This is a genomic window from Pseudomonas sp. Pseusp11, from assembly GCF_047304405.1.
Lineage (GTDB): Bacteria > Pseudomonadota > Gammaproteobacteria > Pseudomonadales > Pseudomonadaceae > Aquipseudomonas.
On record NZ_JBGLZF010000024.1, the window covers coordinates 18537 to 33674 of the forward strand.

The following is a 15138-nucleotide window of genomic DNA, read 5'->3' on the forward strand; positions in this document are numbered from 1 at the left end:
GTGGTGGCGCGATCCGATCAGTGGGCCAGGACGTCAGTCGCGAGCAACAGGTGCGGGCCATTTGCACCAGGCAGCAGCACAACGCTGTAGCGTTCGCCGGCCTTGAGCTGGCCCAGGTCCAGCGGGGCACCGACGTTGGTTTGGGCGCAGACCAATTGAACCGACAGGCTGACCGGGTTGATCGCTCGGCGTTGCACGCTGCCGTCGGCCACCTCCTTGAACAGTTCGGTGTTTTTCCCCGCAGCACGCAAACCGGCCTGGGTGCACGCTGGATCGGCACTGATAAACGCCAGCGAGGCTCTCAGGCTATTGAAATCGTCGGGTTGCTCACGGATGACGACCTGGCGGATACCTTGAGCGCTGTCTGGCAAAGCGATCACACTGGCGAATTCGCCTGCTGCCACCTGGATGTCCAGCGGCTGGCTTTTGCCGTTGCGTTCCAGGGTGCCCTTGATCGGCTGGTTGGCGGGCACGGGCAGGTAATCGGACACGGCATTCGAACCCTCGAGTCTGAGGCTGGCCCGCGAGCCTTCGGCCAGCAGCTGCAAGGGGCGGTCGGCGGCGTTGATAAAGCGCAAGAAGGCCGAGTCTTGATCCGGGCCCGTCGGGTACAGGGCAATGTCGGCGGCCTGGGCGTGCAGGCTCAGCATCAAGGGCGGGAACAGCGCCCAGCCACATGCGGACCGGGTCATTTGCCGGCTCCTGTGCTGCTGACGGTGTTGGCGGGCAACTTGGCCAACGCACCACCAATCGCAGTACCCCATGCTTGATAACCGGCGACGGTGAAGTGCTGCCCATCGGTGGTGATCCACTGCCCGGGTTTGGAGAGCGTCAGCGAATCGATGTAGGTGCAAGGCGCCACGTTCGCAGCCAAAAACTGCGACATCAACTGAGTGCGGGCATCATTCTTCTGGTACATGCCGCCGGCTTTGCCCCAGGCCGGGCCCACCCAGGCACAACGGGTCCCGGTGGCCGCGATGGCCTTGGCCAGGCCGGTGACGCTTTGCCATGCCCAGGCCTTCGGAAACACGGGCTTGTCATAGGACGCCATGGTGTCGCCGATGACCAGTACCACCAGGTCGGGTTTGTCGGCGGCGATCAGGTCCTGGATCGGTGTGGTGGTGGCGTCACGGCCCTTGATCACAATCTTTTCGTTGCCTTTGCGCTCGGCACCGCAGTCGACCTTTTTACTGATCAGCCAGTCGCCAGCGCTGGCGCCACAGGCGCCGATGGAGTGAACCAGGGCGCCTTGGCGAGTCAGGTTGTCGTGCAGCGGCTCCAGCAAATGGTCCGCGAGGCTCATATGGCTCTCCCCAAGAACAAGGAGAGTCAGACCGGCAAGGGCAGAAGTGGGCATCGAAAACTCCAGAATGATCAGTTGGAATAAGGCGAGGTGTACGGGCTGACCGGCAGGCTCATGGGGCCGCTGATGTCCTCGAACAGGTAACGCAAAGACAGGGCACCGCTGAATTGTTGGTAGTCGTGGGCGTTGTCCAGGCCCAGATTGGCGCCCAGCAGGAAGTTCGAAGCGACCTTGTATTCAGCTGCCGCGGCGACGCTGTAGCCGATCCCGGTTTTGTTTTGCCCGGCGTAACGCAGGCCCGTGGCCGCCTGCAGGGCTTTGTCGGTCGGGAAATAGTCGACACTGTCTTGCTCGAAATGCTGCACGCCGACCGAGCCCTTGACTTGATACGTCAAGCGCCCGGTGCGTTGTGCCCAGGTCACCGGTACGCCCAGGGCGAAGAACGTCTGCGGACTGAAATAGCCGCCGTGTCCATAGGTGAAATAGTCCTGATTGTTCGCGTAGCTGATGCCGGTCATGCTCAGGCCGACGGTCAGCTTGCTGTCCGTTGCATTTTGCAGGTACCAGTAGACACCGCTGCCCAGTTCACTGCGGTTGTTGGATTCGACATGGTTGCCCAATAGCTGGTGCCAGGAGGCGTAGCCATAGGCGCCGACTTCGCTGTCGTCATAGCTCAACTGGCCACGTCCGCCGTTGGCGGTCACACCGCCCCAGGACTGCCCGCTGCGTTTGTCCGTGGTGCCGGCAAACGAGGTAACGCTGTCAGTCACCGGGCGCCGGGAAACGCTCACCCCGTAGCGGACATTAGAGGAGTCGCTTATGGGGCGATCAACGCTGATGCCGCCCGTGGCGGTGGAGTATTTGAAGCCGAGCGGGGTGGTGCCGAGATCGGCCTTGAGCCCATCCGCGGGCCGTTGAATAGCGACGGAAAGACCGACACCCTCGGCTTTTTGCGAGCCGGCGCCTTCGCTCTGCGCACCGCTACCGAAGCGCTGCAGTGCTTCGCCGCTGGCACTGCCGGCGTTCAGCGAGACCGGTGTCACGCGCAGGGCGACGCGGTTTTCATCCAGCGGGATATTGATTTCCAGCGGCGTTTCAATATCGGTCAGTTTGCTCAACCCCGACTCACTGTTGTTGCTGCGAATGCTCACGCCCTGGGTGACGTAGGCACTGCGCTCCTGAAGGATTTTATTCAGCGCCAGTTGCGCGGGGCTGATGTCTTCACTCACCAGTGCTGCGCGCGGCAGCTGCGACTCGAATGGATTGCTCGCCTGCTGGGGCCTTGGCAGGGCGTCGATGCCAAAAGGGGAGGTAGACCTCACGCTGCCCGGCATTTCCTGAGCCGGTGGCGGGATCGCTGCCAGCAAGGTGTCGCGACTGACCTCGCTACGTGGCCCCGACACCCCCGCAAAAGGGTTGGGCGCCACTGTCGAACCGGCCAGTTGGCCGCTCTGGTTTCTGCGTTTCTCGCTCTGTTCGATGGCCACTGCCTTGCGCAGCAGATCGGTCGCCGTGCCGGTCTTGCCCATGTTCTGGTAGAGGCGTGCGGCTTCGGTCAGCGTTTGAGGGTTGCCGGATTCGGTCTTGAGCAACTGTTGCAGTGCCTGTTCGGCAAAGCCTGTGTCATGTGCCAACACCGCCGCGTCGGCGGCACCCAACAGCAGTTGCGGGTCGTTTGGCTGACGTTGTAACAGCGGTTTGTAGAGTTCGAGGGCTTTTGCCGTGTCGCCGTTGGCCGAATACATTCGCGCCAGCGCCGCGACGGCGGCGCTGTCACCGGGACGTTGCGCCAGTGCGGGCGCCAGCGTGTCATAAGCGCTGGCCAGATTGCCTTGTTCACGCAGATGGTCAGCCTGGCGGATGCGATAGAGATGGAGCAGGTCGTCGAAACGCTTGCGAGTCGGTGCGTTCAAGGGCTTGTTCTGAAGGTCGCGCAGAATCTCGTTGACTTGCGCGTCTTCTCCGGACTCAAGCAGGACCGCGGCGTATTGCAGGATGAAGTCCGCCGAGGGCGCAGGGGTGTGTTGCAACTGGCCGCGCATGAGGGCCAGCGCTCGGGTCGGCTCGCCGATCTCGACATAGGCCGAGGCCAGGCTCGCCGTGCGATCTGGACTGTTGTTGGCCATCGGCTGAATACGATCGAGCAAGGTCAGGGCTTCCTGGCGCTGTCCGCGCTTGCCCAACCCGATCGCCTGGCTGAGTTGCAGGTTGAGGCTGACATCTGCGGCCAGCGCTTCCATGTCCGGGGTGCGCTGGTCGGGGCGCAAGCGTCCCAAGGTTGCCTGGGCCGCTTTCCACTCACCCATCTGGACCGACAGCAAGGCGCTGACGTAAAGCGCATCGGCATTGTCGGGGTGGGCCTGGAGCATGGTGTTGATCAGGTCCCGAGCCTTTTGCGGTTCGCCCATCGCCAGGTTCAGGCGGGCCAGGGCGAAACGTGTCCAGATGTTGTCCGGCTCAACGCGCAGCGCGTCTTGCAAGGCGTTGCGCGCAGCGGGCAGGTCGTTGCGTTGTTCGGCGAGGGCGGCCAGTTGCGTCGCGCGCAAGGCTTGCAGGCGTGCAGACTGGCCGGTCTTTGCCTGTCCGGTGGCTGGCAGGCTGTTGATCAGTTGCAGGGCTTCATCGTTCTTGCCGCTCTTGAGCAGCACATTAACCAACCCTTCCTGTGCTCGAGGGTCGTCGCGGCGCAGATTCAAAACTTGCCGATAGTTGCGCTGAGCCTCATCGAACTGGCCCGCGCTGGCCTGAATATCCGCCAGGGCGAGGAGAGCATCCGCCCCGTTTGGATTCTGCCGCAGCGCCTGGTTCACCAAGTCCTGTGCCTGGGCTGTCTGGCCTTTGGCCTGGGCATCGCGGGCCTGCTGCAACGCAGACCAGTAGCGCACTTCGTTCAGCGCCACTTGCCAGCGGCTGCCGTTGTGTTGTCGCGTGGCCTGACCCAGGAGCTTTTCCGCTTCGGCCAGTCGCTGTTGCTGCTGGCGAATAACTCCAAGGCCGCCCAGCGCGTCAGCGTCATCGGGCTGGGTTTTCAAGCGTGCTTGAAACGCCTGCTCAGCGGTGGCCTGATCGCCTGCTTTGAGCGCCTTCAGGCCGCGCGCGACTTCGGCGGGCGGTTGCCATTCCTTGCTGGCCGTCGTTGCCGGCTGTTGCTTGCCCTTGTTCATCTGCGCGCGGATTTCCACGTCATCCGGATGCGTCTTGAGGTACGCCTCGAACAACGGTACTTGTGCCGGATTGGGCGGGCCGATCCAGGTCAGTGCCAGGCGCCAGCTTTCGTCGGCATCACCGGCAATGTCGGTACGCTGGGTCAGCGCGGCCAGTGCACGAATGCCCTCGGCACGGCTGTCTTCACGACGGACCAGATGCTTGGCGTAAAACAGCGCGACGATCGAGTCGTTGGGCATCTCACGTTGCAGGCGCTGGAATCCGCTGCGTGCTTGCGCCCAGTCAGCCTGATTGAAGGCAAGGTTGTTGTAATACTCGCGGCCGATCGTACCTTGAGGTGGGCGGCCATCGAACAGCGAGCGAAACACGGCGGTCGCCTTGTCACGCTCACCGGCATCGACGAGGCGCCGAGCCTCTTCCAGGCGCTGCTGGTTCTGCGGTTGGGCCATGCCGATGTCCTGCGCCAATTGCAGAGCCTGTCGAGGCGTTGGCTGGATGGCTTGCAAGCGGGCGAGGTATTGCTGCGCTTGTTGTGGCTTGCCCTGTTGCACGCCGATCAAGCCCAGGCCATAGAGTGCGTCAACCTGGACCGGGTCCAGCAGCAGGACTTTCTGCCAGACTTCCGCAGCGCGTTGAGGGTTGTTGTGCGACTGCCAGTACTGCCCTTGCTCGACGAGTAATGTCTGTGGCGCCGGACTTTGAGCGTGTGCAGCAGCCGTCCATGCGCTCATGACGGCGATGGCTAGCGTGCGGTGGTGCGCGTGCATGCGGTCTCCCAGGAGAGTTTCAGCGTTCCGTCTTCCCGGAATCGGTAATGTTTATCTGCCCAGCCGAGCGCGAACAGGCTAAGCATGAAGTTGTAGTAACGCGGCGGACTGGCGTCGGCATCAGGCCTGGCCAGCGCCTCTTGCAAGGCGAGCCCCACGCGCTGTCGTTGTTGATCGGCCAACCGGGGATGCCCCTTGACCTCAAGGTAGGGAATCAGTGCAGCCCAGAATCCGAACGGGCTCTGACCCTGAACACTGCCGTGGAGAATCCGGACTGTTTCCGGGGGGGAGCCCGTCGCGACAGTGCTGCGAGCCATGCCGTCCAGCCGTTTGAGCAGGAGCGCTGCCAGCGGTTCGGAGGTGTCACTCATGCCCAGCCAGAGGTACGCGCGAATGGCATCGTAGCTGCCCGTGTCGCCGTTGATCGGGTCGCTTACGAAGACACCCGATTGCGCGGAGGTGCCTTGATAACCGACCCAGTCAGCGACGAAACCGTGGTGGCTTGATTGGGCAATCATCGTTGCGGTGTTGTTGGCAATCGCTTGCCAGGGCCCGTTGGGGGCTTCCTTGGCCAGCCGCCGTAACAGTGGTAGTGGCAGGTAGCTGGGGTTCAGGCGCCAGAGCGCATCCGGCAGGACGAAACCCTGTGGACCAGGCAATACCATCGGGCCCAACCCGGGCAGCGTGACGACCAATTGCGTTTCAATCATCGCCATCAGGCGCAGGGCATCCTGGCGATAGTCCGGCCGATGCCACAGGCGTGCGGCTTCGAGCAGGGCGTAGGCGATCCACAGGTCGGCGTCGGCAGCCGAATTGGCGTCCTGCAGGCGCCACTGACCGTCCGTGCCTTGCCCCCATAACCAGCCTGGCAGGCGAGTGGCGGTGGCGGAGCCTGCGAGGTTGGCTGATGTCCAGCGCCAGAGTTTGTCAAAGCGTGGCTGATCGTTGCCGATCAGTGCGAAGAGCATGCCGTAGGATTGCCCTTCAGAAGTGCTGTGATTGTTCTCCAGGCTCGATTCCAGAACCCGGCCGTCGGCCTGGACGAAGCGCGTTGCATAGGTTTGCCACAGTGGCCAGGCCGGCAACTCACAGGGAGTTGTAGCGGCTATCGCAGGCACCGGCAGGGCGAGCGCAAGCACAACGCTCAACCTGCGCGTGTTACCGCGCAGGTACTGGCGAAGTGAAACAGCCCGGCTGCTCATGGACGACACAGGCATGCGCAGCTCATTGGCCAAGACGACGTTTGGCCCGTAAGCGCAGGGCCAGGTAAGTCATCGAAGCAAGCAGCAGGACCCCGAGGAGTGTGAACAGCATGAGCGCCATTACGTTTTGCGAGAGGTACCACTGCAGATAACGCAATGGCCCCAGGCTCCCGACGTAGTAGTCCTGTTCGGCGACCAGCGATTTGACATGCTTGCCCTTGACCACCACCAGACTGCCTTGCAACTCGTGGGTGTTTTCTTCGTTGCTGAGCAGGGCGTTGGTCACGTCGGCCAAGCCGTTGGGTCTTGCGCTGGCGATAAACACCACACTGCGCCCACTCTTGAGCGGCGATTCGAATCCAGTCAGATAAGCACTGCCGTCGTCAGCACTGAACCTGAAGCTGTTGCGTGCTTCACGCAGATTGGTTTTCGTATCCGGGCTGATCCAGTTGCGCAGACGCAAGGGCAGGTCAGACAGTTCAAAGTACTGCGCAGCAGCTTCGTCCTTGGCCGGCAGCAGGCTTTGCCATTGCTCCAACAGCGGCTGATTGTTGCCCGAGGCGAGCACCAGCAAATCCCGGTCGCGTTGTTCGGCCACCTGGTCGGCGTGGACCACCTTTACGCCGGTGGCCGGATAACCGGTGGAGTCGCCGAAGCGGCCCAGCACGGTCAGATAGGCGCTCAGATCGGCCGGACCTGGCTCATTGGGCAGGATCACCGATGTTTCAGAAAGGTCGGCCATGCGGGTGAACGGGAAGCCGCTGTCCTTGAACACCCCGAGGTTGGGCATGGCCATGAAGTGTTCGTATTGGCTGAGGTCCAGGGTCGAGTCCGGGTCAATCACACCGCGCATGTTGTCGATGATGATGTCGCGGCAGTCACCCTGTTTGATGTAGTCATACATAAAGCGAAATTGCAGGCGTGATTGCAGCGCTACGGAATTGAGCGGCAACAGCATGCGTGACGTGCGGGCCAGGCTGTCGTCGGTTTTGAGCATCGCCAGCAGGCTGTCGCTGTTGCCGAGTTTCTCGATCGAAGGCAGATCGATCGACTTGATGAAGGTATCGTTGAAGTTGACCAGCAACGAGGAATTGGTGGAGACCGGTTGCGGCGTATAGCGGTACTTCAGGTCAAGTTGCGCGCCGGGCTCACGCCAGTTGAACAGGTCGGGTGGCAAGCGCAGCGCAACCGTCATTTGTCCCGGGTTGTAACCTGACACATTGAGTTCTGCGGGGTTCGCCAGTTCACCCAGGCGAACCGGGCGGTCGGAGGGCAGCCAGTTAGGCGCGTCGTACGGTCGACGTGGCTTGAGCGAGTCGATCCGGTCGATCACCACGCTCTGCCCGGAAAAAGCCGAGCCACCGAGGGCCAGCGCGGTCGCGGCGACCTTGAGATCGGCGCCATCGCGCCCGGAGACGATCAATAGTTTGCCCTGAGCATCATTCGGGTTGCTCACGAGTGTCAATGTCGGCCCCGTGGCCTCTTTGATCGGCAAGCCACTCAAGGCCGTCGATTCGCCGCCGCTGACAAACACCACGGCGTTGCCTTTGGCCGGCAGGCTGGTGAGGCTGGCGGGGAAGGTTGCGCCGCGGTAGCTGGCCAGGGCGCCAAACCAGGACGACAGGATACCGGCGGCCTCAAGCTCAGGGCCGCCTGGGCGCGCAGTGAACACGAAGGGCAGCTTCAGGGGCGAAGCGTCTCGACGATCGAACAAGGGCAGAGGCAGAGCGGACAGGTCGTTGGGCTGTTTAATCGAGGACACCTGGAGGCTCAGCTGGCTCTCGTTGCCGATCTTGGCCCACAGGCTGGAGTGCAGAGGGTCTTCACATTGCATCGTGTAGTGACCGATGAACTGCAGGCTGAGCCGGTTGAATTCGGTGATGGTCTGCGGCGGGATCTGCACGGTCCGGGTCTGCAATTTACCGGCCTCTTCCTTCGGGAGGGGCAGGCTGGCGGCCACTTGATCGTTGATCAGCACGTTGATTTGCGAAAGGTCGGCCAGCAGCGCCGGTGAATAGCTGTACTGCAGTGTGACCTGCGCAGCCGTGACGACTTCATCGGCGCGCACATCGAAATTCACACTGTCGGTAGCCTCCACGCCTTTAAGGTTCATCGAATAGCTTTTACCCAGCTCCTTGAGGGTGCGGGTATAGCTGTTGCTCGGGGCATCGGTCCCGGGCAACGATGCGACCGGCATCACCGCCGGCTCTGTGGCGCTGATTGGGGTAGTAGCACTCAACGCCCAGTCGCTCCAGCCCACTAGTGAGCAGGCGAGCAGCATGAGTGAGCGACGAGGAGGAAAGGTCCGGCGAGTGGAAGGCTTCAAGATCGTTGCGTGTCCGCGGTGGGGTCGATAGGGGATGGAGTGTCCGGGCGTTTGCGCAGCAGCGCCTGGCTGTCCTTCAGGGTGGCAACGAACAAGCGCAGGATGGCGCGCAAGCCAATGCTGCTGACCTCGCGCAACGCCGACATTGGCGCGTCGAGGCGGCCGTTGCCCCACGTGTTGGCCCAGGTGTCGGCCCGTGAAAAGGTCAGTCGCACCAGCTCACTTTGCTGGCGCAGGGTCAAACCCTCGAATTTCACGCCTGCCACGTTGTCGTTGCTGAAGATCGTTGTTGCGGGAAAGAGGCTTGAGGGAGGTGTGCGCAGAATGCACAGCCGCAGCTTCTCTTTGGCGCTGAGCTGAACCTGCGGTGGCAGTACCAGACCCACGCCGTTTTGTGAGAAATCCCGGGTTATGCAATCGAACGATGTGCCGTCTTCGCGATAGACGCGCACGGGTAGATCCGCGGGCACCCTGGGCTCGTTGCGCACCTGAGAGGACTCAGTGGCCACCGCCACGGCGGTGCTGACGATGATGATGTTGTACACGGTCCAGACCAGATTGATCAGCAGGGTAGTGACCTCGGCCGAATCACTCCCGACCAGTTTCACCACGCCGATCGCCAGACCGATCATGTTCAAGGTCAGCAGGACGATGTAAGGCCGCGCGAGCTTCCAGTTGAAATAGTCCTTTTCGACGGTGCCGCCCTTGTCGGTTACGTTGAATTTGCCCAGCGAAGGGCTGATCAGGGCGAGCAGTACCGGTCGCATGATGTGCCAGGCCAACACCGACTCATACACTTCGTTCCAGAAGGAATGGCGGAAGCGCCCCTGGATGCTGGAGTTGGTCAGGCTGGAGTGGAAAATATGCGGCAGCACATAGACCGTGACCATCAACGCCGAGGCATGGAAAATCTGCGCGTCGAAAAACAGGTAGGCCAATGGTGCGGTCAAGAACACCAGGCGGGGCAGGCTGTAGAAAAAGTGCATCATGGCGTTGAGGTAGCAGATGCGCTGCCCCAGGTTCAGCCCTTTGCCAAACAAGGGATTGTCGGTCCGAAAAATCTGCACCATGCCCCGTGCCCAGCGTATGCGCTGGCTGATGTGTCGGGAAAGGCTTTCGGTGGCCAGTCCCGCCGCTTGTGGAATGGCGAGGTAAGCGGTGTTGAAACCACGGCGATTGAGCTTGAGTGCCGTGTGCGCATCCTCGGTCACGGTCTCGGTGGCGATGCCGCCGACTTCCAGCAAGTGAGTCCGCCGGATGACCGCGCAGGAGCCACAGAAGAATGCCGCGTTCCACAGGTCGTTGCCGTCCTGCACCAGGCCGTAGAACAGCTCACCTTCATTGGGTACCGAGCGAAAGGTATCGAGGTTTTTTTCGAACGGATCGGGTGAGTAGAAAAAGTGCGGCGTTTGCAGCAACGCCAGGTTCGGGTCCTTTAAAAACCAGCCCATGGTGATTTGCAGGAAGGAGCGGGTGGGCACGTGGTCGGCGTCGAATACGGCAATGAACTCGCCATCGGTGACCTTGAGTGCCTCGTTGAGGTTGCCGGCCTTGGCATGTTGATTGTTATCGCGGGTGATGTAGTTGACACCAATCTTCTGACAGAAAGCCTTGAATTCCTCCCGGCGTCCGTCATCGAGCACGTGCACCCGCAGTTTGCCCTCGGGCCAGTCAATGGCCTGAGCCGCGAGTACCACCAGTTTGACGATACCCAATGCTTCGTTATAGGTGGGAATGAACACATCCACCGTCGGCCATTGCGCGGGTGGCTGCTGTAGAAACTGCGGTTTACGTTGCAACGGCCAGGCGGTCTGTATATAGCCGAAGACCAGGACGAGCAAGGCATACAGTTCTGCCAGCACCAGCCCGTAGCCAAATACGGCATCCTGCCAGTTGTCGAAGTCCAGGGTGTCGGACAGGCGCCAGTACATGTAACGCAACGAAGCGATCAGCGAGAGGGTGATCAGGGTCAGGATCGCCAGACGCCCGGTTTGCTTGCGGATGATCAGGCTGGCGGCAAAACAGACGGAGGCAAACACGGCCTGGGAATACAGATTCTGCGGCGCAGTGAGGATACCCAGCACCAGCAATGCTGCAATCAGCCCGCCTGAGATTTTCAGGCCCAGGCGCCAACGCAGGGGCCATTGGCTAAAGCGATCCTGGAAGCTATCCAGCAGCTTCTGCAACCACCAGGTCTTTGCAGGTAGCTGATTCAGCTGGACGGTCATGGCGTGCCCTGCTGGCTGGAAGCATCCGCGAACAGCAGGGAATGGACCGCGGCTGATAGCGACAGAATGTCCTGACAGCCAATGCTCTCAGGTGCGTACTGCAACAGGTCCCGACCATAGGCCAGCGACTCGTTGAACTGGTGATCGAGGCGAATCGTCCCGATCAGGTTAGCGCCGAGCCGTCGCTGAAACAGCACGCCCATGTCCCTGCTGAACGCACGGGAGTCATCCCGTTGGTTGAGCACATACCGCTGCCGCTGTGCGCGTCGCAGGCTGGTTTCCAGCCACTGGGTCATGGTGTCCAGTGCCAGGTAGGAGGCCGCGTCGGCCACCGTCATCACCAGCACCAGATCGGCGGCGTCGAGTGCCTGTTGCGAATAGACGGTCGCACCCGAAGGCGTATCCAGGATCACGGTATCGTTTTCGCTGAGGTTCATCGACGCAAGGTGCTGATTCAACCAGTCAGCATCTTCAAGCAGCATCTGCCTGAGCAAGCGGCGTTCGTTCAGCTCGCCAGTGCCGAAGGGCAGGCACTCACTCTCGCTAAAGCCCGGCAGGCGATGAGCGCTCCAGTCGGCGTCCTGTTCTTTGAGCTGGATCAGCCCGGGAGCCGGCCGGGTGATACCCAAGTGGCTGGACAGCGCGTTCTGAGGGTCCAGATCAATCGCGATGACTCGCCCGCCAAGGTGCCGAAGTGTTTTCGCGAGGCCAGCGGCGACGGTGCTTTTACCCACCCCGCCATTCGCTGAAACGATGGCAATGACCTTCGCCTTCGTCCGCTTGTGAATCGTTTCTGGCAGACCGTCTCGGCGAACCTGGTTGAGTTCACGCAACAGGTCGCTCAAACGCTGACGGTCACCGGTAGCGGAACTCGCAGGTGGTTCGGTCAGGGGAGGGGATTTGGGCGATGGTGGCGAGAGGACAGTGTTTTTCACCGGCTCGACCGGCGGTTCTGGCTCAGCCACCGCAGGTATAACCGGGTCGTCTTTGAAATCTTTATAGTTTGGTTGTATTTCCTGGTAAGTCTCTGCATTTGCGCCAAAACGTGTAAAGAGTTTCGTAATGTCATCTACATATTTCATGCGTTGTACCAGGAATGAAATAACTTAGAAACTCAGCATTCCATTAACTTAACAAAGTTGATGCGTCGTCTAGGCGTTGGCAGAGTGCCATTAATTTAGGGTTTCCATGTAGGTGTGTCAATAATTGTTATAAAAAGTCAGCGAGTCATGTTGGTGTTTGTCCAAGTGTTATTTGTGTGTTGTGATGTTTGTATAAAGTGTGAATGTTGAAGTGCGCAAAAATAATAACTGTCCAATGATGTGTGGTGCGGTAACAGGTAATAAGTGCATTTGTCGGAAGAAATAATTTCCGAGTATTCCTGTTCCAGGGATAAAAGAAATCTCTTCGATTTCAATGGGGCGGAGTGTGAGTCGCGTTTTTCGCTAAAGTTATTGTTCTATTGGCTTTCGTTTAAGCTTGTGAAAATTGAAAAGAGCAACATCGGTCTCTTTTTTATGTTTATCAAGTTTCACCACTGCTAGCACAAATGTATCTCTGTGTATCCAGGCCGCATGCCGATACGGACTGTTTCTTTTATGGGCGGTTGGTGACACATCCGGGATACCTGATCGGCGTCAAATGAACTCCAACGAGACAGCACAAGCCGTCTCACAGGATCACTCAACGTCTGGAGATATCGACATGAACTGGAAGAACCTCAGCATCACTTCAATGTTTGCCGTGCTCAGCCTTGGCGCGGTAGCGGCCAACGTCCAAGACAGCACAGTTGCTCAAGATTGCGATCAAGGCAGTTGATACAAAGTTGTGCAGGAGTACAGAACCACGACTTCGCCTTCTCGCGATTCGCTCAATAGTTCAACCACCCAAGGAGTTTCCAATGAAAAAAGTAATGGCCGCTCTGGCCTGCACCGTTAGCCTGATCATCGGCGCCAACGCGTCGGCGCAAACTGAAAAGCCTACTGTCGTTCTCGTACACGGCGCCTTTGCCGATGCTTCGAGTTGGAATGGCGTGGTGAAGATCCTCGAAAAAGATGGCTACCCCGTTGTGGCCGCCGCCAATCCATTGCGCAGTGTGAAGAGTGATGGCGCTGCTGTTTCTGCGTTGCTCGATGGCATCAAGTCGCCTGTTGTGCTGGTCGGCCACTCCTACGGTGGCAACGTCATCAGCGAAGCGGCCAACGACCATGCCAATGTAAAGGCACTTGTTTACGTCGCCGCCTTCGCGCCCGAGGCGGGCGAAACGGTCGCCGGGCTAGCCGGCAAATTCCCGGGGAGTACCCTCGGCCCAGCCCTCGCAGCGCCTGTCGCACTGGCTGATGGTGGCAAGGATTTGTACATCCAGCAGGACAAGTTTCACGATCAGTTCGCCGCTGACGTCCCCGCCGCGCAGGCGGCATTGATGGCAGCGACTCAGCGCCCGGTTACCGAAGCGGCGCTGAACGAGCAGTCAGGTTCACCTGCCTGGAAGCACATTCCGTCCTGGCACATCTATGGTGACAAGGACAAGAACATTCCACCGCAGGCCATGGAATTCATGGCCAAGCGAGCCGAGGCCAAGGTGGTGAAAGTCGTTAAAGGGGCTTCCCATGTCGTGATGGTTTCAAACCCGGAACCGGTAGCCCGGCTGATTGAAAAAGCGGCTGCGGCGATGTGATTCCTGCACTTGTGAAGTGTAGGTAGGCAGAGGGTCAAGTATCGAATCAAGGCATCAAGTGAGGAACTCATTTGTGCCTTGATCGATTTTTGAACGGGTGGTCGTCAGTCAGTTAATCAGCCGGTGAGCCCCTGCGCCGAAGCGTTTCACCGGCTTGCCGTAGCGACGCCTTGCAAGGCGCCGATCTGTTTAACCGCTTAGAACCAATAATGCAGGCCGAGCATTAATGACTGGGCGCTGTAGTCAGTGCGTACATCGCCTTGGGGCAGGCCCTGAATGTCACCGAAGTGCGCATCGCGAGTCTTGAGGTATCGATAATCCAGGGACATGGACCATTGTTCGGTGAGTTCGTAACCTATACCGGCGCCAAGTTGATAGGCCGATACGGTGTCGCGATGAGTGCCGCCGAACTGGACGCCGCCGGCTTCCAGGCCACTGACCGACAGCGTGGTGTAACCCAGGCCGCCGCCGATGTAAGGGGTGAACCGACTGAAGGGTGCTGGCAGGTTCAAGACGTCATACCAGAGGTTGGCCATGACGCTGGTGGCTTCCTCTTCGCCTTTACCGTCGATGCTCCCGCCGCCTTCGTAGACCCGGTTATTGAACTGGGTCAGGGTGTTTTTGCGGTAGCTGAGTTCCACTTCAGGTCTGAGCCCGATGGGGAATCGCCAGCCCAGTGCCAGTCCGGTGGCGTAGCCGGAGTGTAACGGTTGGTTGAATTCCATCTCGACAAAGTCGAGGTTGTTCTGGTTAAGGTCCTGCGGAGCCACCCAGTTCAGACCACCCATGACACTGACGTAGGGGCCGAGCGTGTCGGCGGAACTGGACTCAGGGGCAATAAGGCCCATGCCAATGACGCCCATCATGAGATGCAGAGGTTTTTTAAATAGGTTCATGCTCGGTCCGAAGTGTGCCGTTATCGATAAGTAAGCGGGGGGTGTTAGGGAGCGAGCGTTCAACACGCTCCCTCCCGGGATATTTCATACACGGTGCAAATGCTTTCCAGGTTTTTCGAGCCCTGGGGTACTGATGGCATTCGCTCGTTGTTCAGCCAACGTGCACAGGTTGCGCAGTGCCGTGGTCATTGCCGCGGTCAGCATTTTGCGTAGCAGCCCGCGGTATAAAAAACTCAAGGGGCCAGAGATCTTCGCGCTATGGATGACCTGGGTTTCATTCGGGGAAAGCCTGCGCATCTGGTGATCGAACTCAAGGTCGATCCACAGCAGTCTTGCCGTGTTCCGATAGCTTTCATGCAGCTTCACTGCTTCTAGTTTCAGCGGCATGTTCAGGCCATTTTTGAGGACGCATTTGCCTCGCGTTCCAGGTTGAAACGGGCCATTGAGTTCACACTGGCGAACGTCGGTATCCCATAGCGGCGCTTCTGAAAAATTGCTCCAGATATTCCAGATTTCAGCACGCGGCGATTTGACTATGACTTGCACTTTGACATCGTTCACGGCGACACCTTGA

The 15138-nt window shown here is 59.8% G+C and carries 10 protein-coding genes; 1 reads left to right on the forward strand and 9 read right to left on the reverse strand.

Annotated elements, in window-relative coordinates; translation table 11 throughout:
- Positions 1 to 17: 17 nt before the first annotated feature.
- The 7 genes from ACCC96_RS19700 to bcsQ are packed head-to-tail and all read right to left on the reverse strand — an operon-like array spanning position 18 to position 12073.
- Positions 18 to 692, reverse strand: coding sequence for an alginate O-acetyltransferase AlgF (locus tag ACCC96_RS19700; protein ID WP_413696682.1), 675 nt, complete (start codon positions 690 to 692; stop codon positions 18 to 20).
- Positions 689 to 1357 carry an SGNH/GDSL hydrolase family protein gene (locus tag ACCC96_RS19705; protein ID WP_413696683.1) on the reverse strand — a complete coding sequence of 223 codons (669 nt, stop codon included), beginning with the start codon at positions 1355 to 1357 and terminating at the stop codon, positions 689 to 691. The genes ACCC96_RS19700 and ACCC96_RS19705 overlap by 4 nt, the downstream gene beginning before the upstream one ends.
- 17 nt (positions 1358 to 1374) lie before the next feature.
- Positions 1375 to 5235, reverse strand: coding sequence for a cellulose synthase subunit BcsC-related outer membrane protein (locus ACCC96_RS19710; protein WP_413696684.1), 3861 nt, complete (start codon positions 5233 to 5235; stop codon positions 1375 to 1377).
- Complete coding sequence (gene bcsZ / locus ACCC96_RS19715; protein ID WP_413696685.1) at positions 5211 to 6452, reverse strand: cellulose synthase complex periplasmic endoglucanase BcsZ; 1242 nt, start codon at positions 6450 to 6452, stop codon at positions 5211 to 5213. The genes ACCC96_RS19710 and bcsZ overlap by 25 nt, the downstream gene beginning before the upstream one ends.
- Before the next feature lie 7 nt (positions 6453 to 6459).
- A complete protein-coding gene (gene bcsB, locus ACCC96_RS19720; RefSeq protein ID WP_413696686.1) occupies positions 6460 to 8763 on the reverse strand; it encodes a cellulose biosynthesis cyclic di-GMP-binding regulatory protein BcsB in 2304 nt (767 codons plus the stop codon).
- The gene (bcsA, locus tag ACCC96_RS19725; RefSeq protein WP_413696687.1) at positions 8760 to 10991 is read right to left on the reverse strand and encodes a UDP-forming cellulose synthase catalytic subunit; all 2232 of its coding nucleotides are present in this window, start codon (positions 10989 to 10991) and stop codon (positions 8760 to 8762) included. The genes bcsB and bcsA overlap by 4 nt, the downstream gene beginning before the upstream one ends.
- A complete protein-coding gene (bcsQ, locus tag ACCC96_RS19730) occupies positions 10988 to 12073 on the reverse strand; it encodes a cellulose biosynthesis protein BcsQ (protein ID WP_413696688.1) in 1086 nt (361 codons plus the stop codon). The genes bcsA and bcsQ overlap by 4 nt, the downstream gene beginning before the upstream one ends.
- 818 nt (positions 12074 to 12891) lie before the next feature.
- On the opposite strand from bcsQ, the gene ACCC96_RS19735 reads away from it, so the two are divergent.
- Positions 12892 to 13668, forward strand: coding sequence for an alpha/beta fold hydrolase (locus ACCC96_RS19735; RefSeq protein WP_019648987.1), 777 nt, complete (start codon positions 12892 to 12894; stop codon positions 13666 to 13668).
- A 197-nt stretch (positions 13669 to 13865) separates the two neighbouring features.
- Here the strand turns inward: ACCC96_RS19735 and ACCC96_RS19740 are convergent, their stop codons facing one another.
- Together ACCC96_RS19740 and ACCC96_RS19745 are read right to left on the reverse strand one after the other, a co-directional pair.
- On the reverse strand, positions 13866 to 14564 hold the full coding sequence (locus ACCC96_RS19740) for an outer membrane protein (protein ID WP_026345792.1): 699 nt from the start codon (positions 14562 to 14564) through the stop codon (positions 13866 to 13868).
- Positions 14565 to 14648: 84 nt separating this feature from the next.
- Positions 14649 to 15125, reverse strand: coding sequence for a polyketide cyclase (locus ACCC96_RS19745; protein WP_019578642.1), 477 nt, complete (start codon positions 15123 to 15125; stop codon positions 14649 to 14651).
- Positions 15126 to 15138: the final 13 nt, after the last annotated feature.